The 24638-nt window shown below is 40.9% G+C and carries 18 protein-coding genes; 6 read left to right on the top strand and 12 right to left on the bottom strand.

Annotation, left to right across the window (positions count from 1 at the left end; all coding sequences use genetic code 11):
* Positions 1-51 precede the first annotated feature (51 nt).
* Positions 52-1038 (top strand): RNA polymerase sigma factor RpoS, encoded by a 987-nt coding sequence (gene rpoS / locus ACPEH5_RS20230; RefSeq protein WP_129467095.1) that lies wholly within the window; start codon positions 52-54, stop codon positions 1036-1038.
* A gap of 63 nt (positions 1039-1101) precedes the next feature.
* Here the strand turns inward: rpoS and miaE are convergent, their stop codons facing one another.
* A complete protein-coding gene (miaE, locus tag ACPEH5_RS20225) occupies positions 1102-1881 on the bottom strand; it encodes a tRNA isopentenyl-2-thiomethyl-A-37 hydroxylase MiaE (protein ID WP_042848923.1) in 780 nt (259 codons plus the stop codon).
* 1 nt (position 1882) lies between these two features.
* Entirely contained in the window at positions 1883-4450 is a 2568-nt protein-coding gene (gene mutS, locus ACPEH5_RS20220; RefSeq protein ID WP_042848921.1) for a DNA mismatch repair protein MutS, read from the bottom strand.
* Between the two features lie 540 nt (positions 4451-4990).
* Between mutS and umoC the strand changes: the two genes are divergently transcribed.
* The gene (gene umoC / locus ACPEH5_RS20215; RefSeq protein ID WP_048608137.1) at positions 4991-5416 is read left to right on the top strand and encodes a lysozyme inhibitor LprI family protein; all 426 of its coding nucleotides are present in this window, start codon (positions 4991-4993) and stop codon (positions 5414-5416) included.
* Positions 5417-5578: 162 nt separating this feature from the next.
* Here the strand turns inward: umoC and ACPEH5_RS20210 are convergent, their stop codons facing one another.
* The 6 genes from ACPEH5_RS20210 to ACPEH5_RS20185 all read right to left on the bottom strand — a co-directional run bounded on the left by ACPEH5_RS20210 (position 5579) and on the right by ACPEH5_RS20185 (position 15405).
* The gene (locus tag ACPEH5_RS20210; protein WP_247603821.1) at positions 5579-6898 is read right to left on the bottom strand and encodes a cytochrome c; all 1320 of its coding nucleotides are present in this window, start codon (positions 6896-6898) and stop codon (positions 5579-5581) included.
* 11 nt (positions 6899-6909) lie between these two features.
* Positions 6910-7476, bottom strand: a complete 567-nt coding sequence (locus tag ACPEH5_RS20205; protein ID WP_042848919.1) for a (2Fe-2S)-binding protein — start codon at positions 7474-7476, stop codon at positions 6910-6912.
* Entirely contained in the window at positions 7473-10391 is a 2919-nt protein-coding gene (locus ACPEH5_RS20200) for a xanthine dehydrogenase family protein molybdopterin-binding subunit (protein ID WP_210814507.1), read from the bottom strand. The genes ACPEH5_RS20205 and ACPEH5_RS20200 overlap by 4 nt, the downstream gene beginning before the upstream one ends.
* Before the next feature lie 438 nt (positions 10392-10829).
* Positions 10830-12065 carry a cytochrome c gene (locus tag ACPEH5_RS20195; protein WP_042848917.1) on the bottom strand — a complete coding sequence of 412 codons (1236 nt, stop codon included), beginning with the start codon at positions 12063-12065 and terminating at the stop codon, positions 10830-10832.
* Positions 12062-12613 carry a (2Fe-2S)-binding protein gene (locus ACPEH5_RS20190; protein WP_129467145.1) on the bottom strand — a complete coding sequence of 184 codons (552 nt, stop codon included), beginning with the start codon at positions 12611-12613 and terminating at the stop codon, positions 12062-12064. Before ACPEH5_RS20190 ends, ACPEH5_RS20195 begins: the two co-directional genes overlap by 4 nt.
* The gene (locus ACPEH5_RS20185; RefSeq protein ID WP_048608130.1) at positions 12610-15405 is read right to left on the bottom strand and encodes a xanthine dehydrogenase family protein molybdopterin-binding subunit; all 2796 of its coding nucleotides are present in this window, start codon (positions 15403-15405) and stop codon (positions 12610-12612) included. The genes ACPEH5_RS20190 and ACPEH5_RS20185 overlap by 4 nt, the downstream gene beginning before the upstream one ends.
* 195 nt (positions 15406-15600) lie before the next feature.
* On the opposite strand from ACPEH5_RS20185, the gene ACPEH5_RS20180 reads away from it, so the two are divergent.
* Both ACPEH5_RS20180 and ACPEH5_RS20175 read left to right on the top strand, forming a co-directional pair.
* A complete protein-coding gene (locus ACPEH5_RS20180; RefSeq protein ID WP_042848914.1) occupies positions 15601-16164 on the top strand; it encodes a nucleotidyltransferase family protein in 564 nt (187 codons plus the stop codon).
* A 9-nt stretch (positions 16165-16173) separates the two neighbouring features.
* Positions 16174-17184: an XdhC family protein gene (locus tag ACPEH5_RS20175; RefSeq protein WP_206227348.1), complete on the top strand. Its 1011-nt coding sequence runs from the start codon at positions 16174-16176 to the stop codon at positions 17182-17184.
* A gap of 118 nt (positions 17185-17302) precedes the next feature.
* Here ACPEH5_RS20175 and ACPEH5_RS20170 read toward each other — a convergent pair whose 3' ends face one another.
* The 4 genes from ACPEH5_RS20170 to gltS form a co-directional block, all read right to left on the bottom strand.
* The gene (locus ACPEH5_RS20170; RefSeq protein WP_042848912.1) at positions 17303-17656 is read right to left on the bottom strand and encodes a RidA family protein; all 354 of its coding nucleotides are present in this window, start codon (positions 17654-17656) and stop codon (positions 17303-17305) included.
* A gap of 2 nt (positions 17657-17658) precedes the next feature.
* Positions 17659-18900, bottom strand: coding sequence for a D-amino acid dehydrogenase (locus tag ACPEH5_RS20165; RefSeq protein WP_042848911.1), 1242 nt, complete (start codon positions 18898-18900; stop codon positions 17659-17661).
* 56 nt (positions 18901-18956) lie between these two features.
* The gene (locus ACPEH5_RS20160) at positions 18957-19865 is read right to left on the bottom strand and encodes a LysR family transcriptional regulator (RefSeq protein WP_129467147.1); all 909 of its coding nucleotides are present in this window, start codon (positions 19863-19865) and stop codon (positions 18957-18959) included.
* A gap of 247 nt (positions 19866-20112) precedes the next feature.
* Positions 20113-21318: a sodium/glutamate symporter gene (gene gltS, locus ACPEH5_RS20155; protein WP_042848909.1), complete on the bottom strand. Its 1206-nt coding sequence runs from the start codon at positions 21316-21318 to the stop codon at positions 20113-20115.
* A gap of 775 nt (positions 21319-22093) precedes the next feature.
* Here gltS and mdlC point away from each other — a divergent pair.
* Both mdlC and ACPEH5_RS20145 read left to right on the top strand, forming a co-directional pair.
* Entirely contained in the window at positions 22094-23719 is a 1626-nt protein-coding gene (gene mdlC / locus ACPEH5_RS20150) for a benzoylformate decarboxylase (protein ID WP_071548554.1), read from the top strand.
* Between the two features lie 118 nt (positions 23720-23837).
* Positions 23838-24602, top strand: a complete 765-nt coding sequence (locus ACPEH5_RS20145) for an aminoglycoside adenylyltransferase family protein (protein WP_129467149.1) — start codon at positions 23838-23840, stop codon at positions 24600-24602.
* Positions 24603-24638: the final 36 nt, after the last annotated feature.

Below are 24638 nucleotides of genomic sequence, written 5' to 3'. Positions count from 1 at the left end.
GGGCGGAATGCTTTGACATTCTGTCCGCATTATCAAGGGTAGGAGTCACTGATGAGCCAAAGTTCGCTGAAAGTTAACGAGTTATATAATGACCTCGACGAAAGCAATTTAGATGATGCATTTGATGAGAGTCAGTTTAAAGAAGAGGATCTAGTTTCAGAGCAGGATGAAGAAATGGATTTACTCCAGAACACAAACCAACGTGTTCTGGATGCCACCCAAATTTATCTCAGTGAAATTGGATTCTCACCGCTCCTTACAGCTGAAGAAGAAGTCTTTTATGCAAGGCGTGCATTGCGCGGTGATGTTGCGTCGCGTCAACGCATGATTGAAAGTAATCTTCGTTTAGTTGTAAAAATATCTCGCCGTTATAATAATCGAGGTCTTGCTTTACTCGACTTGATCGAGGAAGGGAATCTTGGGTTGATCCGTGCTGTTGAGAAATTCGATCCTGAAAAAGGGTTTCGATTTTCGACGTATGCAACATGGTGGATACGTCAAACGATAGAACGTGCTATCATGAACCAAACTCGTACAATTCGCCTTCCTATTCATATCGTTAAAGAACTCAATATTTACCTTCGTACTGCACGTGAATTAGCCCAAAAGCTGGACCATGAGCCAAGCCCTGAAGAAATCGCTGAACAGTTAGATAAACCTGTCGAAGATGTCAGCCGGATGTTGCGCTTAAATGAACGTATTACGTCTGTTGACACTCCAATTGCAGGGGATTCAGAAAAATCTTTGCTTGAGGTATTGTCTGATGATAATGATTCAGGTCCAGAAAATACAATTCAAGATAATGATTTAAAAGAGAATATTGTTAAATGGTTATTTGAATTGAACCCAAAACAAAGGGAGGTTTTAGCACGACGTTTTGGGCTTTTAGGTTATGAAGCAGAAACTCTGGAAGAGGTTGGGCGCGAAATTGGGCTCACTCGAGAAAGGGTTCGTCAGATCCAAGTCGAAGGTTTAAGGCGGTTAAAAGATATTTTACATGGTGAAGAGCTGACATTAGAAGCATTATTCAACATGTAGAGCACTAACTAGGTTAGTTATTCAAAATCCCTATAGATGAAAGTTTATAGGGATTTTTTTATATCAATATGCACGAGTTAAAGTGATTGGTACACCACTATGAAACTTAAAATCATCATCAGGGGTAGAAATTAGTTCAGCTTCAATAATACCAAAGTAATTAATACGTTCAGTGATATCCTGTTTGCTAATTAATTGCGCTAAGTGTAAATAATCTTGGTAATGACGTGCCTCAGAACGCAATAATGAAATATAAAAGTTAGCCAGTTGCTCATCTAAATAAGGTGCCAGTTTCGCAAAGCGTTCACATGAACGGGCTTCAATATAAGCACCAATAATGAGTTTATCAACCAAGGTTTTAGGGTCATGAGGGCTAATATAGCTAAATAAGCTTTTTGCATAACGCCCTGCGGTTATCCCATCATAGGGAATATTCCTTTGGTGCATAATTTCAAGAACTTGATAAAAATGGTGAAGCTCTTCTTTGATAAGCAATACCATTTTATCAATTAAGTCTTGGCTATAAGGCGATTGTTTTTTCGCGAGTATTTGCTTGGAAATTTGGTTTTTATTTTTTAACGTATATATATCGCCAATTCGATCATAAGCGAATGCTTCATAGGGTTTAAACCATTCAAGTAATACAGTAGCACTTTGCTTATCTACCGCATATTTGCGAATTAAAAACATGGCACTTTGCGCGGCTTTTAGTTCGCATAATAGGTGGTCTTTTAAAATAATGGGTAAGCTTTCAGGTAAACATGCTTTTTGCACCCAAGCATCGGGTGTTTCACATTGCAAAAACTGGCGGATTGGCGCCAGTAATTGTTGATACTCATTCATGTTATATATTCATGTCCTTTAAACGATAAATCCAATCAAGGGCTTGGCGAGGTGTGAGTTTATCCGGGTCAATACTGTCTAATGCCGCTAGTGCGGGTGAGGGCTCGGCTTCTTCTGTGGTTAAGAAGCTAAGTTGCGCACTATCAACATGGCTGGTATTGGCATTATTGGAGATAACCTCAAGTTCTTTCAATTTCTGTTTAGCTCGCTTGATGACATCCTTAGGGACACCAGCAAGAGAGGCTACTGCTAGGCCATAACTTTTACTGGCGGCACCATCTTGGACATTATGCATAAAGGCAATAGTATCACCGTGTTCAATGGCATCAAGGTGGATGTTGACAGCACCTTCGAGCTTTTCTGGCAGTGTAGTTAACTCAAAATAGTGGGTAGCAAATAATGTCATTGCTTTGATTTTATTCACTAAGTTTTCAGCACAAGCCCAAGCGAGTGAAAGCCCATCATAGGTGGAAGTCCCTCGTCCTATTTCATCCATTAATACTAAACTATGTTCAGTTGCATTATGGAGAATATTCGCTGTTTCAGTCATTTCAACCATGAAGGTTGAGCGGCCAGAAGCAAGGTCATCAGAAGCCCCAACACGGGTAAAGATCCGGTCAATTGGACCAATAACCGCTTTACTCGCAGGCACAAAGCTACCGATATAGGCTAGCAATGTGATCAATGCAGTTTGGCGCATATAAGTACTTTTACCACCCATATTTGGCCCTGTGATGATCAGTAGGCGACGCTGCGGTGACAGTGATAGAGGGTTAGATATAAAGGGTTCACTCAGTACTTGCTCAACAACTGGGTGGCGGCCTTCAGTAATCTGAATACCTGCTTTTTCAGTGAGTTGTGGGCAAGCATAGCCTAAAGTATCTGCGCGTTCAGCAAGGTTTGCTAATACGTCTAGCTCAGCTAGTGCTTCTGCACTGGTTTGTAATTCAGCAAGATGAGGAAGTAACATATCAAATAGCTCATCATATAATGCTTTTTCAATTGCTAACGCTTTCCCTTTTGATGTCAGTACTTTATCTTCATATTCTTTTAATTCAGGAATAATATAGCGTTCTGCATTTTTTAGGGTTTGACGACGAACATAGTGGATTGGAGTTAGGTGGCTTTGACCTCGGCTGACTTGGATATAGTACCCGTGCACCGCGTTATAACCAACTTTAAGTGTGTCTATCCCCAGTTTTTCCCTTTCGCGAATTTCCAGTTTATCTAGGTAATCTGTAGCACCATCTGCGAGTGCACGCCATTCATCGAGTTCACTGTTATACCCTGGGGCGATGACGCCGCCATCACGAACTAAGACTGGCGGAGCATCGATAATGGCTCTTTCAAGTAACGCTTGTAGTTCGTCAAATTGGCCAATCCGTTGTTGTAAATCTTGCAAGTAGGCGCTATTGGATTGCCCCAAGATTTGATGAATATCTTGGTATTGTTGGAAAGCATGGCGCATGCGCGTTAAGTCACGAGGCCGTGCAGAACGTAACGCAAGACGGGCCAATACACGTTCTAAATCCCCAATTTGACGTAAAAAAGGTTGCAGTTCAAAACCACATTCCTGTAGAGCCCCAATAGCTTGCTGGCGGTTATTCAAGACTTGAATGTTTCTTAAAGGTGTATGCAGCCAGCGTTTTAACATGCGGCTACCCATTGGGGTGACACACATATCTAAAATTGCGGCAAGGGTATTTTCTGTACCGCCGGCTAGGTTTTGTGTGATCTCTAAATTTCGACGAGTTGCTGCATCCAAAATGACATTATCATTTTGTTTTTCCATCACAATACTGCGAATGTGGGGTAACGAAGTACGTTGTGTATCTTTCACATATTGCAGTAAACAGCCTGCTGCACGAAGGGCTTTGTGGGCATTTTCGACGCCAAACCCGACTAAGTCTTTGGTACCAAACTGTAAGCCAAGCTGCTGTTTTGCCGTATCGAGTTCATATTCCCATAATGGGCGACGACGTAACCCTTTATTATGTTCAATAAGTGACATGCTAGCGAAGTCTTCTGGGTACAGTAACTCAGCAGGGCGAGTGCGCTGAAGTTCAGCTTGCAGTGCTTCTTCGTCGGCAATTTCGCTAATAATAAAACGCCCAGAGGTAATATCTAAAGTGGCATAACCAAAACCTTGTGGGTCTTGCCAAACCGCGGCCAGTAAGTTGTCTTGCCGCTCATTTAAAAGAGCTTCATCAGTAATGGTGCCGGGGGTGACAATGCGTACGACTTGGCGCTCTACCGGCCCTTTGCTTGTTGCTGGGTCGCCAATTTGTTCGCAAATTGCGACAGACTCACCCATTTGCACCAATTTGGCTAAGTAGCCTTCGGCGGCATGGTGAGGAACCCCAGCCATTGGTATAGGTTGCCCCGCAGATTGCCCGCGTTTAGTGAGCGAGATGTCCAATAATTGAGAGGCTTTTTTTGCATCATCGAAGAAGAGTTCGTAAAAATCACCCATACGATAAAACAGCAGTATGTCTGAATGTTGTGCTTTTAGTTTTAAATACTGCTGCATCATGGGGGTGTGGGATTCGAAACTTTGCTTATCAGTCATAATATTGTCTGTTCTAACGTATTGAGTTAACTAAATTCTGTGAGTTTATTCGAAGATTGTATTCAGGTAATAAAATACCACAGATCGTAATAAATGAGTGTAGATAAAAGTACATGTCGCATAATTCGCTATAGTATGACGTGGTTATGAGCAGGGGCAACAGTATTGGGAAATAAAAGCTCTGAAATGTGTGTATTCTCTCGGGATGTTGAGCCGGTGAATATCTTATGATTGTTTTATATTCAAGAACAATTTAGTTTAGAATTATATTAGAGGAAGGAGTTAGCTTTGCTAGCTAAATTAATTTAATGTATATGGTTATTTGTAGACGATAAATCTCAGCTAATATTTTTTTATTAATGTTAATCAACTGGTTATGGATGGGCGCTGACCTTTATCCAGAATGGATTTATTACGAAGAATCGCTTAAATATAGGTTCACAAAAATAACTAAGACTAATCCATAAATCAGGTACTTGTGTAGACCTTAATATTAGAATGGGTTAAAAAGTTAATTCATATACGAATTGAGAGGTTTTCATGAAATTTAGCACATCAAAAGCGCTAATTATCGCTACGGCAATTGCTATACCGGCATTCTCTTATGCTGATGCTACCCCAGATACTAAAGTCACAGAGGGCCCTCTCAAAGAATGCTATGAGCAAATTGCAGATGCTCCACGAACTGCGGTTCAAGCTTGTTTGCAAAGTAAATTAGATAAAGCCGATGAGCTAATGAAGCAAGCACTTACCGACAATGAAACACATCTAAAACAGTTGAATTCATCTGCGACGACACAGGCGATTACATCATTAAAAAAATCGCAGGATGATTTCCTTGCATTTAGAGTTAGTGAGTGCCAACGTCAGGCAGATGCATTACTCGGTGGAACCGGAATGGGGGATGTAATGCTAGCGTGTAAAGTGCAGCTAACTTACTCACGAATTGAAGCGCTTAACCCATAAAAGTTGTTCTTATCGGGGTGCCTTAAGTTTTTTATGCATATGGCAGTAAATTGCTTTCGTCATGGTTGCGATAAACAAGATAAGAAATGTATCCAATATGGGAATTCACCCTTATGACTGGCAATTTGAGCCCCTTAAGTTCGTATTAAGGGGCTTTGTTGGTTATTGCGCTGCCTTTTTCAGCTTTTCAACTTGCTCAACGGTAACAGGGGTACTTTGTCCTCCCCATTCGGCTCGCGCCCATGAAATTAAATCGGCTATCTCTTGTGATGTTAAATCATCTGCAAAACTTGGCATGGCGTACATACGTTGGCCATTAGGGAACGTTGTTGTCGGGATACCGGTTAATACCACACTTATAAAAGTCTCGGGGCTATCCATTGCTAAAATAGCGTTACCTTTTAAGGCTGGAATGCCATTAGGAACGCCTTCCCCTGTGATGCCGTGACAGCCTGCGCAGCTCGACATATACATCAGACGCCCTTGCTCCATAGTCCCTGCGGTATCAGCCATTTGTTGGCTATTAGCTTCAGGAAGTGGAGCTGGCGGCTCTTTTTTGCCAAGTACTTTTCCTTGTTTATCGGTCATTAAATAAATAGCCATATCATCGACATCACTTTTTTTCATCTGACTAGTGGAAAAGTGTGTGACAGTGCTCATATCTGCAAAAGCAGAGCCTTGTGGTGCGTTACCTGTGAGTAAAAATTGGCTTAGTGAGGCAGTATCATAACCATGCTTAGACAGTGCTGCGGCAGTAATATTAGGAATTGCCAAACCTGCTTCCTCTCCACCTTGAAGTGAACGTGAAAACTCTACGCCCATCATAAGGTTACGTGGTGAATGACAGGCGCCACAGTGAGCTAACCCTTCGACAAGATAAGCACCGCGGTTCCATTCGGCAGAACGTTGCGGGTCATGTGGTGCATTTCGTTTCGGGAAGTTCAGTAGTGTCCAAAAGTTCATAAACGGACGAACTGGGAGGACAAAAACCCCCGTATTTTCTTTGTTTGGCACCGCCATGGGAGGAAGTGACATCACATAAGCATATAAGGCATCAATATCTTCTGATGTTGTCATATGTGTAAAGACAAAAGGCATCGCAGGATAGAGGTTCCCTCTTTCTTTGCCAATACCGTCTTTTAATGCTCGATGGAAATCGGCACGCGTATAGTTACCGATGCCGAATTGTTTGTCGGGGGTGATATTGGTGGAATAAATGGTCCCAAATGGCGTTTCAATGGCTCGTCCTCCTGCCGCTAGCGGCCCCTCAGGCAAAGAATGACAACCAAAACAGTCTCCTGCTGTTGCCAATTCTTGGCCTCTAGGCAGTAATTTTGCGATTTCTTCTGAGGTCAGTGGTTTATCGATATTAGTTGCGATACTTGAGGTTCGAAATGCACCGAATAGGATAGCAAGCATAAGCGCTATGAATATTACGATGATGATATAGAACGTTTTACGTATGGAGCTAGATTTAGTCATTGTCTTTCCCCTTAGTCTATTACACAGCCGGGGGTGTCGAGAGCAACTTTTCTCACCGCTTCATAATAACGTACATAGCCGGTACAACGGCAAATATGTTCGTTGAGAGCTTCTTCTATTGCATGTTCTAGCTCTGCGCGTTTAATTGGGTGTTTCTTGAGCTTATCAAGAAATACCGTCGCGCCAGTGACAAAACCAGGGGCACAATACCCACATTGGAAAGAGAAGTTTTCGATAAAGGCTTGCTGGATTGGTGTTAATTCAATGACGTTGCCTTGTTCATCAAGTTTAGCTTGCCCCTCGATGGTGACAATATTTTTATGATTAAAGTAATGAGCACCAAAGATGCAGGTGCGGCTTTCAATCGTTGAGCCATCGGGTTGAATTTCCATGATGGTGCAAGCGTGGCAGATCCCTTGCCCACAGCCGAAGTGAGTACCAGTGAGGTCTAAATATTCATGTAAAAATTCAATCATTGGCATACCAACAGGGACATCAATAGGACCAATTTTTTTGCCGTTAATGGTCAGTGTTAATGGCTTGCGCTCAATAATCGGAACGGCATTTTTGATATTCATGAGAGGGCCTTTTTAATTTTATCAACCGTAATCGGGAATTCGTAGAAACGCTTGCCTGTAGCGTGGGTTAATGCATTACTAGTCGCTGGTAAGATGGGGATCATTCCAAGTTCAGCCATACCTTTTGGTGGTGAGGTCTCAGAAAGGGGCGGTAAGTAATCAATGGTTTGCTGCCATACGGCGACATCTTTAGCTCGAGGCAGAACATAGCGGTTAAAATTCCATGTTCCATTACCGGGGCCATCTTCATATAACGGGAGCTCTTCCATTAATGCGTGACCAATCCCCATTGCGGTGCCACCTTGGATTTGCCCAGATACTAATTCAGGTACAATCATAGTGCCGGGGTCCATAATCATATGGTGACGCATGATCTCGACTTCGCCAGTCATGGTATTGACATTGAGCTCAACTAAACAGGATGCGGGCGTCACTGTAGTCGGGTCGGCTTTTGCGCGCTGTGTCGGCGGGTAGTAGGCAATATTACGTTTAATGAAATGATAACCGCCTGTTGTCATTTGTTTTTTCAATTTTTGTGATGCACCATCACCATAACGTACAGATATCGCATCAAGAGGGAGGTTTTTTAAGCCAACAGTAGGAATATCAAATTCTGCACGAGCCCATTGCCAGCTTGAGTATCCATGTACGGCGACGCCTGTAATTAACCCCATTTCATGAGCTCTTTTTGCAAGTTTGTCGAAGGGAATTGGTTTCATGCCTCCGCCGCCAATACCTTCAGGCCCTACTCGGATATCTGCGAATTCGACATTTAAGCCATTGAAAGCTCCACCACCAGGACCTTCACTCCAAATACTTTTTGCGGCAGGCCAGAGTGTGTTTTCCAATAGAAAATGCCCGGCTTGGCGAGTACCGAAACCAATGTAGTAAACGCCACTAGATGAGCTCATATCAGGGATAAGAGCGGGCGTCCAATAAGGATCAGTTTTAGATAACTCATCTTGTTTTTTCTGGTCTGCCCAACTGGTTTTAAGGGGTAACTCCTCAAATTCAGTGACGCCAAACTCGACAACATCAGGGGCTTTACTCAGCGCCTGCCATACCATCACTTGTTGTGCGGTTGTGCCGCCAGTACCAATTTCTTGCATACAATGGCGCATGGTGAGTTTGCCATTGGCGTCAAATTCTAGGGAGAGGATAGTAGGAACGCCACTTGAGCCGTAAACTTGTTGTACTTGAGCAAAACCAACACCGTAGAGTTTCCCCGGGTTTTTTGCTTCATATTCTGCTTTATTTTTATTACGTTCGACCCAAATTGGGTGGTTTTCTGCTAGGTTTAACATTTCTACATTGCGAGGATCGCCTGCAATAACACCACCTTGAGTATTTGGATAACCTTCTAAAATAGCGTTACGGCGGCGTAACTCGATAGGGTCAATGTTAAGATCATGGGCGATTTCATCGACCATTAACTCGGTGACCGCCATAGATTGTAATGACCCAAAACCACGCATAGAGCCGGCTTCAACTGCAGGGGTCGCCATTGCTAAGGCTGTTAAGTCCGATTTAGGGAAATAATAAATCGATTGGGCTCCACGGACAGCAACGTGAGATACGGCAACGGAAAGGTTTTCACGACCTCCGCCATTACAGTTATAAGTACCTTTTAATACATCAAATTTACCCGTTTTTTTATCACCCACAATGGTGACATCCATTTCAATGGAATGGCGTTTCATCCCCATTTGAAATTGTTCATAGCGGTCGTTTGCCATACGTACTGGTAGCCCATCGGCATAGAAACTTGCCACCATAGAATAGAACGGGAAAACCGAATAGTCTTTTGAGCCATAACCTACCGTAGAGCCAGTTAATAGCACAATATTCTCGACTGAAAAGTGTTTATTGTATTTAGATAACTCTGCTGCTGCATTTACTACACCAGCAGGTGATTGTGTCGCGGTTAAAATATGCAGTGTTTTGGTTTGTGCATCATACCAAGTGTTACAGTTATCTGGCTCCATAGCACAGGGGTCGATAGACTGAGAAAAACCGTGGCGTTCAATGACAAATTTATTGGGGTCCTGTTTTGCAGCTTCGACCTCTTGCTCAATTTGCCGTGCGTAATCCATGGCTTTTTCTTGTTTATCGGGGTGTTTTTCTGCTTGGTGTAAGGCTTGAATAAAACCACCCCCGCGATCTTTTCGAATGACAGGTGGAATGGTTAGTGCATGTTTAGGGTCATAAGGGGGCCAAATGGGGGTATTACCATCAAAACCGCCTTTAATTCCTGAATCTTGGTAAGGAGAAAAAATGGAAGGGGAAAGTGGTGTTTCACCCCCAATGCGAACGTAACGGGCTGCTCCATAGTTAGCTGGCGGTTTGGGGCCGGTGACGGCACCGTATTTTACCGTGTTCGTTGCAAACCGTAGCATTCGTTGTGCAGCACTAAAATGATCAAAATCCTGATAAATTAAGATGGCAACAGGGTGGCCGATAATAGGGGGCGTCTCACCAAGAGGGACTAAAATATTGGTGCCATAGAACCCTTTTCCCATACTAGTATCTTGAGGAATATTTAAACCATCTCGTATAAGGTCTTCTTGCAAAACAATTTTATCGGGTTGTAGATTTGGCCCTAGCATTGAAATGTCGATGCCTTCAAAGGTTTTATTCGCTTCTGTTGCTTTTAACATAAAGGCATAACTTTGTTTTTTAGGCCAGCCAGGAATATCTTTTGCTCGGTAATCGCGTGCAAAGTTTTTGCGTCCTGTTACCTTCTCCACACCGTCCCAACGAAAACGAGCTTTACCATTTTGACCGATCCAATCTGTTGGGGGTGAATCTGAATCAAGCTCCATTGCACTAGCAAAAGGTAATTTACCGACCATAACAGCAATACCTGCAATGGTTCCGAGTTTGATAAAATTGCGTCTAGAAATTTGTCCCGACATTTAGTGCTCCCTGATTATATTCTTAGGAGATTTTATTAGTGATGGAGATAAATAATTCATCTTAATTGTTAATAGTAATATTATTTTGTTTCGATGATATCTATTCTAAAATTGATGATTAATATCAGATTGCTCAGTAAGTTAGATAAGAAATTATGTAAATAGTAAGGTTATCTATAGAGGTATATCAAGAATGAGTAAAGGGATTTATTCAAGAAAGTGAATAATATTGTTAGAGTCATCTTAATATGACAGTGTTGAATAAAGTCACTGAGTTTTATCGGGGTATGATTTAATTAAATCAAATGAAATATTATTAATAAATACATAAAATCAACATGTATTTAATGATATAGAATCGGTTGTTATGCGCTGATTTGGTGGCGAACTATCGAGCTTGTTAATATTGCTACAAGCTCGATAGCTGCTTTTTAGTTGTTACTGACGTAATGCTTTAATTTTATCTGGGGTGACATCTGCGGGTTGTCCCCCCCATTGGACCCGAAGGAAATTTACCAAATCACTGATTTGCTCATCTGTAAGTTGGCCTGCAAATCCAGGCATACTTTGCATGTTTTGGTTATTTGGGAATGGTTGTTCAGGTAAACCATCCAAAATGGTATTAATTAAATTAGTACTATCTACATCACGAAGCGTTGAATTACCTTTTAGCGCAACAGCGACATTAGGTTTTCCTTCCCCATCGTATGAATGGCAGCCAGAGCAAGTTTCCAAGTAAATTTGGTGGCCCTGTGGAGAACCCTCACCTATATTTAATGGTGAAGTTGCGGGTGGGTTGTCGCCCATTAAATAGGTCGCAATGGCTTTGTTATCTTCAGGTGTGAGATGTTGTGAGCTAAGATAAATCACCGGGTGCATATCACTGAAAGCAGACCCTTGCGGAGCGATACCGGTCATAAAAAATTGTTGCAAGTCCTTTGTTGTCCAACCGCGAGCTGCGAGAGCTTCAGGTGTAATATCTGGCGCCATAAAACGGCCTAAAGACCCACCTTTCATAAAGTTATCTAAATCCATTTCACCAAGTTTTCCTCTTGGAGTATGACATTCAGCGCAGTGCTCTAACACATTGACTAAATACTTTCCTCGCAACCATTCAGGAGAGCTACCTTGTGAACTATTTGGTAGGGGCTTATCGTTAAAAAACAATAAATTCCAGCCAATCATTGCCATACGTTGGTTTAGTGGAAAGGGCAGTTCGTTCTCAGGAGGGGCGACATCGACAGCAGGTTGGCTCATGAGGTAGCTGTAAATAGCATCAGAATCTTCACGCGTTATTCCTTTATAAGAGGTATAAGGCATGGCCGGATAAAGGTGCTTGCTAGGGGGAGAAATACCCTGAGTCAAAGCGGTATAGAACTCGTCTTTTGTCCAACGACCAATACCGAAATCAGCGGATGGCGTTAAGTTACTGCTGTAAATTGTCCCGAATGGCGTATCCAGAGGGAAACCGCCTGCCAGTGGTGCGCCATTGGCACTTGTATGGCATGCAGCGCAGTCACTCGCAAGGGTAAGGTAATGGCCTCGTTCGATTTCTTGTGCTGTCGCGGTAACTTTTTGCACTGGGCCATCTAATGTACGGCTTTCGTACCAATACAGCACAGCCCAAACGATAACAATGATGGCTATAAGCCATAATAGAATGCGTTTAATCATTTTATGGCCTCCTTGAGTAACCCTGGAGTACTGAGGACCACATCGCGTACGGCTTCGTAATAACGCACATAACCGGTACAGCGGCAGATATGATTATTAAGGGCTTGTTTAATCGCTTCTTCTAAATCTTCTTCGGCAATTGGGTTTTTCTGCAGTTGCTCAATAAAAATAGTTGCAGCATTAACAAAGCCGGGGGTGCAATAACCGCATTGAAAACTAAAGTGTTCAACAAAAGCTTGTTGCACTGGGGATAAAGTAATGTCGCCGTTTTCTTCTTTAGTTGCAGCGCCTTCAATAGTGCGAATACTTTTATTATTAAAAAAATGAGCCCCTGTGATGCAGGTTCGTATTTCTTCACTTGTACCGGATGGGTTGTCTAATATCACGACACAAGCGTGACAAATACCTTGCCCACAGCCGAGCCTTGAGCCCGTTAGGTCTAGGTATTCATGTAAGAAATCAATCATCATTAGGCCAGCAGGGACATCTATCGGTCCATAGGATTGGCCATTGATAGTTAGGGTGAGAGGAAGGAAATTTATGCTCATGATATTACCTCTATGATGTCTTCAGGGCGAACTGGCAGGCGCAGGAAGTGATGTCCTGTTGCGTCAGCAATGGCGTTAACGATGGATGAAACGACAGGGATCATTACGACCTCTGCGACACCTTTAGGGGGATCTGTTTCTGAAAGCCCCGGTAGGATTTCATTTGTCTGCTTCCAGACGGCAACATCACTGGCTAACGGCATATGATAACGGTTGAAATTCCATGTTCCGTTACCCGGTCCATCTTCATAGAGAGGTAAATATTCGTGTAATGCGTGGCCTATCCCCATCGCGAGTCCACCTTGGATCTGCCCTGAGACAAGCTGAGGTACAATAAGGTTGCCACATTCAACAACAGTATGATGATCTAGAAGTTCAACATGTCCCGTTGCCTTATCAATTGAGAGCTCAGAAAGTGTAGCAACAGCACTGTAGTAGGTGACACCTGCATTATTACGTTGTGTGTCAGGATAATAGGCTTTTTCACGATGCCAAACTTGGTAATCTTGATCTGCAAAGCGTAAAGAAAGACCATCAATGTATAAACGACGTGTCTCACCATTAATTTTGAAGTCAGCTTCAGCCCATTGCCAGCGGTTAAATACGTGGCAAACGGCGCCTGTAACCCCACCCATTTGGAAAGTTCGTTCAACTAAGCGAGATAAACTCAGTACTTCTAATCCATTAGCGGTTAAGCCATTTTCAACCCAACGCGCATCTTCACGTCGAACAACGAGAGGAGCGGCTTGTCCATTACCAATACCTTCTTGCCAAATAGACATCGCAGCAGGCCATAAACCATATTCGAATATTAATCGAGCGGCTTCATTCGTACTTTGAGTGAAGTAATAAGCGGAATTACTCGCACTTGCTGGTGAACAATAATTAGGTGTCCAAAGAGGGTTCTGTGCTAAGCGTTCCTGTTCTTCTTGTGACATAGCGAATGGATTACCACTCGAAACCATCGGCAATACAGACCAATCAACGACAGAAAAATGAGCTTCTTCTGCAGGTTTACCTAGCCATTTAGCGCAAACCACCGACTGAGAGGTTGACATACCTGTGCCAATTTCCGCTCCACTGTGATAGATAGCAATTTTACCTTCAGGAGTTAGCTCGACGCGGGCAAATGAAGATTCAGCTCCTGTACCAAAGTCTTTTTGTACGCATGAAATACCTGTGCCAAATAGTTTTCCACTATTTTTTGCTTCAAAGTCGGCTTTACGTTTGGCTCTTTCTAGCCACATGGGGTGCTCAGCGCAACGGGATAGCACTTCATCGGCACGAATTGCGCCGCCAGGGATAGCGCCTTGGGTATTTTTCATACCTGATTTAATCAGGTTTTTCATTCGAAACTCTATAGGGTCTGCATTCAGTAATTTTGCGGCTTCTTCCATCAACATATCGGTGGCAGCCATTGCTTGCAAAGTCCCATAGCCACGAGCTGAGCCAGCATCTACAGCCCTTGACGCAATCCCGACTGCTGAGAGATCACTACGAGGGACGTAGTAGATTGCTTGGGCGCCAGTTGCCCCGACCATAACAACCGAAGGGGTAAAGTTACAGCGCCCGCCACCATCGCCAATGAATGATGCAGAAAGCGCTTCGATTTTGTGGGTTTTTTTATTAACGGCTAACGTGTAATCCATATCAAAAGCATGGCGTTTAATACTGGATTGAAATTGCTCATAGCGGTCATTGGCTAACCGAATTGGTACACCATCACCATAGAGTGTTGCCATAGCACCATAGTATGGAAATGGTGCATGGTCTTTGGAACCATAACCCACGGTAAAACAAGGATGTAAGAAAATTTGTTTAATCGGAAATTTTGATTTTGCCAACATCTCAGGTAGCGAAGCTGCGACTTCTTGAGGAGATTGAGTTGGAATAACTAAATGGAATGATTGGTTTTTTGCATCATACCAACCATTAGCATTATCAGGCTCAAGTGCTGCGGTATCAATAGATTGTGAGAAATAGTTACGTTTAATAATTAGCCAATCTTCAGGTGGGTTTTCTAACTGCTTGGCGAGTTCATCAGCATAAAACATGCCTTCTTCGTCCAGTTTTCCGCCTTCACGCCCTTCGGGCCAAACTGGTAGATGTTTTTTCATCCCGATAGGGGAAATTGGCATGTCTTTTAGACTAGAGTATACATCTGGTGAATAAGGCGTTTCTCCGCCAATTCTTACACCGCGGTAAGTTCCCCAAGGATTGCGTTCGAGAGGGCCAGTATAAGCGCCATATTGAATGATATCATCACGGAATTTTAGCGTTTCTTTCGCGAAGTTAAATCTAGCGAAGTCATGATAAATCAATAAAGCGACCGCTTGACCTAGATATGCGGGGGTTTTCCCTGTAGGTAACAACATGTCATCACCATAAAAGTCAGGGAAGGCGACACCATCTTTTTCTAAATCTGCTGCCGTCACAAGGCGATCAGGCATTAACCCATCTTTAAGACGACTGAGGTCAAAACCTTGATAGATTTTATCGGCTTGAGTAACTCGAAGTAGAAATGCATGACCCTGTTTTTTGGGCCAGTGAGGGATATCGCGAGCGCGTATATCTCGAGCAAATACTTTTTCTCCTTGAACTTTGGAAAAGCCATCAATTCGAAATTTTATTTGCTTATCTACGGGATTCCAATCTGGAGATTGAAGGATTTTTTCCTCGAATAGCACGTCAAAGGCACGGCTATACAAAGGCGCTAAATAAACAGATATCCCAGCAATAACGGCACATTTTAGAAAGTGTCTGCGGGAGAGTTCGACATTGCTTTTGCTCATAATACACCCTTACACTTATTTTTACTGTATCAGTGTTTTTATTTTTATAATTGCATTGATATTTATTCTATATCCATTTAACTATTGTTCAACTACTAATAATTAGCAAATTAATGAAAACTAAAGCTTGTTATCTTATTGAATATACCTTATCTATGAGATACGCAATAAATATATATACACATAACGTAACCTATGAATATTGGTATTTTAATATTAGCAGCAGGAAAAAGTGAACGTTTTCAAAAGGCTGGAGGTAAAGGAAGTAAATTAAATCTCGTGCTTGATAAGCAAACAGTTTTTGAGAAAACTTTATATAATTCAATGGGTAGTGGGCTTCCGATTCATGTGGTTACTCGCCCAAATAATGTTGATGTTATTAATAATTGCTTACAATTTAACATTTCATTTTCATTGTTAAATAGTGATGGGCTGGGTGATTCTATCGCATTAGGTGTTAAAGAAACATGGCACTTAGATGGGTGGTTGATTCATTTGGCGGATATGCCATATATAAATAGTGAGTTATTTGTATGTGTAGCTAATGAATTAAAATATCATTCATTAGTAAGACCTATATATCAGGGGTGCCCTGGTCATCCTGTGGGGATATCTGCTAAATACTATTTAGATTTAATTAGATTGACGGGGGATGAAGGTGCAAAATCGCTATTACACCATAATGTTGTTTATGAAATGGATATAAATGATAAAAATGTTATTAAGGACATTGACTATCCAAGTTTTGATAACAAATAGGGAGCAAATATGTTGCGTGAAGATGTTTCTGTTATCTCTCAAGCGGTTGTTTGGATAAAAGAAGGGCCTATCTGGCTATGTACCGTATTGAATACTTATGGCTCTTCACCTAGAAGCCCTGGCTCTCTTTTGGTTGCAAGAAGTGATGGTCAGTATTTAGGCTCGCTTTCTGGAGGTTGTATTGAGGAAGACTTTATTCAACGAATTAAACAGACTGAATATACGGATAGCAGCCAAGTCGTACGTTATGGGCGAGGTGGCATCGAAGCCAAAGTAAATTTACCCTGTGAGGGGAGTTTAGATGTTTTAATAGAATATTTACCAAATAATGAAAAATCACTTAATTATCTAATCGAAATTCAAAATGCATTATTGGGTTATTCTGCAATTATCAAAAAAGTGACATTGCCGCAGCCCGGAATGATTAATACGGTAAAGGATATTGAGTTTTCAACACAGATAGAACGAGATGGTCACGATATTCAATTATACATTGCAGCTCCCCCAAAACTGATTATTGCTGGCATTTCAACAGTTGGCGCTTATTGTGCTAATTTTGCACTCACTTTAGGCTTTGAAGTGATTATTTGTGATCATAGAAATGATGAGTTATCACGTTTTTCGCAGCAGATTCCCTCTCAGATAGAAATCATACCTGTATTTCCTGCCCGTTATTTAGAAGAAAAGGGGTGTTCCCCTAATAGTGCAATAGTTTCATTAACTCATGACCCGCGGATCGATGATTTGACATTAATGGAAGCGGTAAATACAGATGCATTCTATATTGGTGCAATGGGCTCTGTAAGAACAAGCGCTCGTCGAAGAGAGCGTTTAGTTGAGACGGGCGGTATGTCAGTCGATGAAATTAAGCGTATTCATGCACCTATTGGTATTCCTATTGGGAGCAAAACCCCCCCTGAGATAGCATTAGCTATTATGGCGGATATTGTTGCTTATAAAAATGGGGTGAATTTGTCTAATCAGGTATGTGATAAGAAAAAGTTGATGACGACAGCTTAAATAGCATGTGATATTGAAAACTAAAGTTTCCTAACCATGGCTTGGATGAAAAAACAGTGAGCCTTTAATTTTAGGCCTCACTGTTTTTATTGATAGCGAGGTATACAGTTAAAGTATATTAGGACTGGGAAGCAATAACCATAATCTCAACAAGTACTTGGTCACGAGCCATATTAGCTTCAACCGCTGCACGCGCAGGGCTATTTTCTACAGGCATCCAATTTTCCCATGCTGCATTAAAGGCGGAAAAGTCTCTCGCCATATTTTTAATCCAAACTTGAGCAGATAAAATACGGGTTTTATCACTGTTGCTTGCTGCTAATAAAGCATCTATTTTCGCAAAAACTTCTTCAGTTTGTTGCGTAATATCGCCAGTTAAATCATTCGGTACCTGCCCTGATAAATAAACAATGCCTGCATGTTCAACACTATCAGCTAAGCGTGGTTTTGGGTTATTACGTTTAATGGGCATAGTTACCTCGTGAATCCAGTTAAAGAAATAGGTGATTTTTGTTCTGTAATAAGTTTAGTTAATATTTCTGCACTACCAGCAGCGAGTGTGAAACCTAAACTGCCGTGACCAATATTTAGCCACAAATTGTGGTATGCAGTTTTTCCTAAAATTGGGGGTCCTTTAGGTGTTGATGGACGTAAACCAAACCAACTTTCGGCGCTATCAACTTGTGGTAGCTCAGGAAAGGTTTTTTTTATGATTTTTTTGAGCGCTTTTATTCTATTTTCGCGTAAGCCAGCCGTGTCATATCCAATATCGACCATGGCAGCAATACGGAGTTGGTCATTAAGTTTGGCATAGACAATCTTATTTCCGTAATCAGTCACGTTAATTTTAGGTACTGTATTTTCTGTTTGTGGATATTTCACACTTAAGCTATACCCTTTAAGACCTAATATTGGCACATTAATTTTGAGCGACTTCAATAATTCACGACTGCCGTTACCTGCACAAACAATAAAATCATCGGCTTGAATTATTCCCTGGTGTGTCGCTACGCCTGTAATACGGTTATCTTGTTTAATGAAATATTGGACTGATTGTTGTAAACAAAGATTAAATTGCGGTTGAGTTTGCAAATATTGCAAGAGATTTTTACAGAACAAATAACAATCAGCACTTTCATCATCAGGGGCATAGATGGCACCGACTAATTGGGACTGTATATGTTTTAAAGAGGGTTCCAGTTCGATGATTTCAGCGGGTGTTAATGTTTTTTGGAATTGTTTATCGGCGGTTTCGCTGGCTTTTAGAAAGCTTTTCGAATCACGGTGGATAATCAGTTTGCCTGATTTTTCCCACGCAAAATCGCCTAAATCACCTTTTTGACGCCATAAATTCATCATATTTTGGCTTAATAATGATAAGCGTAAAAGATGGTCTCCGTTGATTCTATTGGTTTTTCGGTTACAAGCTAATGTGAATTGTGCTAACCAAGACCATTGGTGCACAGACGGGGTTATCTTTAAATTTAAAGGCGAGTCGTTTTTCCCCATCCAACGCAAACCTTGTAAAGGCACACCAGCATCGGCGAGTGGGGACACATAGCGATAACTAAGCTGACCACCATTTGCAAAACTGGTGTGCATTCCAACATCTGTTTCAGACTCAATTAACGTGACAGTTTGCCCCGCTTTAATTAATGCATATGCGGTACTTAGTCCAATCACACCGGCACCGATAATCACCACATGTTTAGCCATAATATTCTATAACCAATAATCACTAAGGAGTTATTATTTAACGGTGAATAGGTTAACTAAACAATTGAGTTTTCATTACCAGAGTATAACTTTTGGTTAACTGTTTTATTCCTTTTTTCCAAAGTTAACGCCAATGTATTGACGTAATTTTGTGCCGCTTTCGTTAATGGTCTATCCGCACGATGAAAGACGGAGACTGCGAGCTGTAAATCTTCTTTGAGAGGGTAAATCATTGATTCGGGTAAGGTATGCTCAGCTGAAAAAATATCGGTGATGCTACACCCCAACCCAGCTTGGACGAATTCAGCTGCCATATGATAAGTATGAACGCTAATGTTTGACTCTAAAAACTCATGGCGTTCTTGTAATAATTGGGCCAATGAATCTGAGCCAGGGTGTATCCAACGCTGTTGATCAATATCGATAAGAGAAACAGGTGAGTGTGATGGTGGTTTACTGTCTACATAGACCAACGGAATATTAGCAATCGGCAGCATTGTGATCCCACCTTCAATACTTAGGTTGAAGCCTATGCCAATATCTAAGTCTTGCTGAGTTAATAACTGCATAATATCTGTTGTGTGATGTGTTCCTATGGTCAGTTTAATATTGGGATGTTTTTTTATAAACAGAGCCGTTACTTCGGGAACGAGGTTTAACCCCAAGCTGGGGAGACACCCTACAGCAAGTTTACCTTGAGGGTTACGTGATAAGTTTTGTGCTAAAATTCTTAGCTTTTCTAAGTTGTGATAAACTTCTTTGGCTTCTTCAAACAGCAAATTGGCTTCATCAGTAGGGAGCAATTTCCCTCTTATCCGCTGAAATAACACTAGCCCAAGTTGTTGCTCTGCATGTTTTAAGGCTTTACTGGCTGCTGGTTGTGAAATATGTAAAACTTCTGCTGCACGAGTTAAAGACCCACAGGTCATGACTGCATAAAAAATATCAAGATGCCTTAATTTCATTGTATAAAACCTACTATTTTTCGCTATATCACTATGTTAGCGAAATCATTTAAATTAATCCGGATAAGTCATCACGTTGTTACGATGAATGTGAGCGATTACTCTGTTTTTCGCTAATCAAGTTTTTCTTAGCGCAAAGGAACCAGTAAAGTTCAATAGTCTTTGAGGGGAAACGTGGGTAACTGAAAAGAAACAGAGAAGCGAGCCTATAGCTTTTTGTTATAGGCTCGCAAGTTATACTATCGTGTTAAGTAAAGTAAGTACCGATTTCAATAAAGATCTTAATTATGATGCTATTTGCAATATCAACAATAAAGGCTCCAACCATTGGAACAACTAAAAAGGCTTTATGTGATGGGCTAAAAGCTTTGGTAACTGTTTGCATATTGGCAATAGCTGTAGGGGTTGCCCCCATACCAAAGCCACAATGCCCTGCACTAATAACGACAGCATCATAATCTTTACCCATCATCTTAAAGGTAACAAAACAAGCGAATAGCACCATAACCATAGTTTGTACGGCAACGATGATTAAAACAGGCCCAGCCATACTCGCTAATTGACCAAATTTGAGTGACATTAATGCCATGGCTAAAAATAGTGATAATGCGACACTGCCTAATACATCAACGGTTGGCTCAAAAACCTCATGCTTAAATACATGGGTTAATACATTACGGATAATAATACCAACAAATAAACACCACACAAAAGTAGGTAAATGCAACACGGTATCTTTAAATAATTCACTGATATATCCACCAGCGACGATGCAGATAATTAACATCGAAATGGTCTCAATCACATTATTTGCATTAATTTTCCGCTTAACGCTAGGTTGTTCAAAAGCCTCAATAATTGTTTCTTTTTCAAGTTCAGTGGCTTTTGGAATAGTGACTTTTTTCAATAAGTGACGAGCAACAGGACCACCAATTAACCCACCTAAGACTAAACCGAGGGTAGCGCAAGCCATCGCTAATTCAACTGCACCTGTGACACCGTATTTATCAGCCAGTATTGGCCCCCAAGCTCCTGCATTACCATGCCCACCGGTTAACGTCACTGACCCCGCAATTAAACCAATAAATGGGCTTTCATTTAATAAAACCGCCATTCCCATTCCTACTGTATTTTGAATGGTAATCAAAATGGTTACTGCGATGGTTAATAAAACGAGAGGTTTCCCTCCTTTTATTAATCGAGAAAAATCTGAACTTAACCCAATTGATGAGAAGAAGGTGATCATTAGAATGCTTTGTAGTGAAGCATCGAAAGTAAATGAATAACCTACTGTTTTATCAACGATTAATAAAATTATGGCAACAATAAACCCACCGACAACGGCTTCAGGAATATGGTTTTTTTGAAGAAATGGTGTGTATTTAACGACAAACATACCAATCAATAGCGCCAAACAAGCGACTAATAAAGTGTAGCTGGCATCTAGGATCATTATTTTACCTCAAGTTAGTTTACCAGAACTTTCACTGTTGTTATTTAACATTAGCGACAAATTAAATTACTTTGCTTAACTTTTGTTTAACAATGAGTTTTGTTTGGGTATCTATAACTTTTAGTTAACCATGATCTATAACACTATTTAGATATTGTTTTTTTCGTCGTTGAGTATTTTTGTGAGAATATCACTAATTATTTGTTTTTATGGTTTTTTTTGTTTTTGTGCCGTTTTTATATCGTAATGATAATGGTGTAAATGAGGTGTTTTTTTATCTGAGAAAGGTAAAGAGATAATCGAAAGGAATGATAAGAAGTGTGATGTGTGACATAAAAGAAAACCGCCACTAGTAAGAAAACAAAATAGTAATCTGTATGAATAATATAAGGTTTGTATCAAAAAATTAGCATTTTAAATAGTGACAATACCGATTTTAAATTTATGGCTTAGAATTAAATAAATAACATTATTATTAACAAAAATCACAGTTTAATTTTGTTTGTATATTGTTATTTAGTGTTTTTCAGCATCTTTTTATTATTATCATAATAGGTTAATAATTTAACTATTTGTTTTTTTAAGGTTAATAAGAGATTATTGACACTCATTTTTATTTTAAAGTCTTATTTTTCCTTAATATAGTGAGAATAAAATTTTTGCTATGATGTATTACTATAGCTTATGTAAATCAATGGGGAATGTAGTTTGATCAAGGCTTATAAGATTACTCGGTAGCCCACTTAGTTATGATGATTTTTATGGAGTGTTTTAAATGAAAAAAACTATTCGGCAAGTAACATTCGAATTATTACGTAAATTAGGTGTAACAACCGTTTTTGGTAATCCAGGCTCAACAGAAGAAACATTTTTAAAAGATTTCCCGAGTGATTTTCGTTACATCCAAACTTTACATGAGTCTTCGGCTGTTGCCGCAGCTGATGGTTATGCTCAAGGTATGCGTAAGGTTGCTATGGTGAATGTACATACATCAGCAGGTTTAAGTAATGCGATGAGTAATATATTAACCGCCTATATGAACCGGACACCATTGATTATTACTGCCGGCAACCAAACGAGAGAAATGTTATTAATGGAACCTTGGCTGACAAATATCGAACCCGAAACACTTCCGAAACCGTGGGTGAAATGGAGCTATCAGCCTGTACGTGCTGAAGATGTCCCTGCTGCATTTATGCGGGCTTATGCTATGGCGTTGCAACCACCCGCAGGGCCTGTGTTTTTATCAATTCCGCTGGATGACTGGGATAAAGAGACACAAATGACCATGCCAACTGTTCGTTCAGTTTCGGAGCGTATTGGTTATGATCCTCTTCGTTTACAGGAATTTGCAACTGCTTTATCTAACGCTGAAAACCCCGTTTTGATTTACGGTTCAGCAATTGCAAGGGGACAAGGGTGGGATGTGGCTATTCAATTGGCTGAAAAAATCAATGTACCAGTCTGGTCTGCTCCTGCATCCGAACGGCCTCCATTTCCTGAGGATCATCCTTTATATGCTGGTGGATTGCCTTTTGCGACAAAGCCATTATCAGAAAAACTGAAAGGTCATGATTTAGCTATTGTGGTCGGTGCACCCGTTTTTCGCTACTACCCTTATGTTGCGGGAAGCTATATCCCTGATGGTATGCGCTTATTGCATATTACAGATGACCCTATTGAGGCGGGGAGAGCCCCTGTTGGTGATAGTTTATTAAGTGATGCCGTTTTAGCGCTGGAAGGGTTGCACCAATTGGTGATGCCAAGAAAAATGGCTAAAACAGTGGTTAAGCAACCGCATGGTATGGCTCCTCATTCTACAGCAGAGACTCAGAACACTTCGGAAATATTAAGTGCCTCTCAGTTATTCCGCGCTCTGAGAGAGGTTTCCCCAGAAGATACTGTACTTGTTGAAGAATCCCCGTCTAATTTAGGCGAGTTACACCAAGAATGGCCGATAACGTTACCCGACTCTTTTTATACATTTGCGAGTGGTTCGTTAGGTTGGAATTTACCCGCGAGTGTTGGTATTGCACTAGCAGAGAGAGACAGTGGGCGGCATCGTCCTGTGATGGCAATTATTGGTGATGGTTCAATGCAATATTCTATTCAGGGTTTATGGAGCGCAGCTCAACATAATTTACCGATTGTTTTTGTGATACCTAAAAATAATGAGTATGCGATTTTAAAATCATTTGCGGTACTCGAGAAAACACCGGGGGTACCGGGGCTTGATATTCCAAACCTGGATATAGTTGCATTGGGTAAAGGATACGGTTGCAGCGCGGTAAGGGCTCAAACCGTTGATGAAGTCAAAAAAGCCTGCCAAGAAGCATTCAATCGTAATGGACCCACGGTGATTGAAGTTCCTATTTTACCGTCTATTCCTCCACTTATCTAATTAACAAAAATAGTCCCTAGAATGGGGCTATTTTTGCCTATCTTTTATTGCAATAATAGCTAAATTAGCGTCACTCATGTGGAGTTAGAAAACATTATAAAAAGGTTTTTAGAGCGTTATGAAAAATTCATATCAGGTAGCGCAAACATTGTCGATTTTACAACGGCATCTTTGCGATTCATTGATTGCCGTTTATCTTCATGGTTCAGGCGTGTCTGGCGGTTTAAAGCCAGCAAGTGATATTGATATATTAGTTGTCATTGATAAAGAAATGACTCATGACCAGAGAACGCTACTGGTTTCTGATTTTATGGTAATTTCTGGGCTTTATCCTAGCGATCCTCAAGGGCGTCGGCCATTAGAAATAGCTGTTTTTGTTTCAGGCGAGTTAGCCTCTCTTTCATACCCAGCAAAATGTGAACTAATGTATGGGGAATGGTTACGGCAAAGTATTGAGCAAGGGCAGTTGGAAGGTCAAGTTTACGATCCTGAATTTACTTTGATGTTAGCGCAAGCACAGCAAGAAGCTGTTAGTTTATGGCAATCAAAAGAATATCAACTCCCTGTTGTTAATGAACAGCAAATAAAGCAAGCGATGTTAGATTCTCTCCCTAATTTATTGTCATCTTTAGACAGTGATGAGAGAAATGTTTTACTGACATTGGCTAGAATGTGGAAAACCATGGAAACTGGGCAGTTTGTGACAAAAGATAAAGCCGTTGATTGGGTCATAAACCGGGTTCCGGATGAACTACAACCCATCCTAATAGGTGCCAAAATGGCTTACTTAAATGGCATCCCAACTGATTGGATAAAGAAAAAAATTGAAATACAGAAGCTAGCAAAGTTTATGGAACTCGGTGTCATGAATAGTTTTAAATAAACTTTATCAATATATGTAGCTTTAAATGCGTTATTT

This window comes from Providencia sp. NPDC089933 (assembly GCF_049545585.1).
Classification (GTDB): Bacteria; Pseudomonadota; Gammaproteobacteria; order Enterobacterales; family Enterobacteriaceae; genus Providencia; species Providencia huashanensis.
Note: the sequence above shows the minus strand (reverse complement) of the source record. Positions and strands in the feature narration are given on the sequence as shown.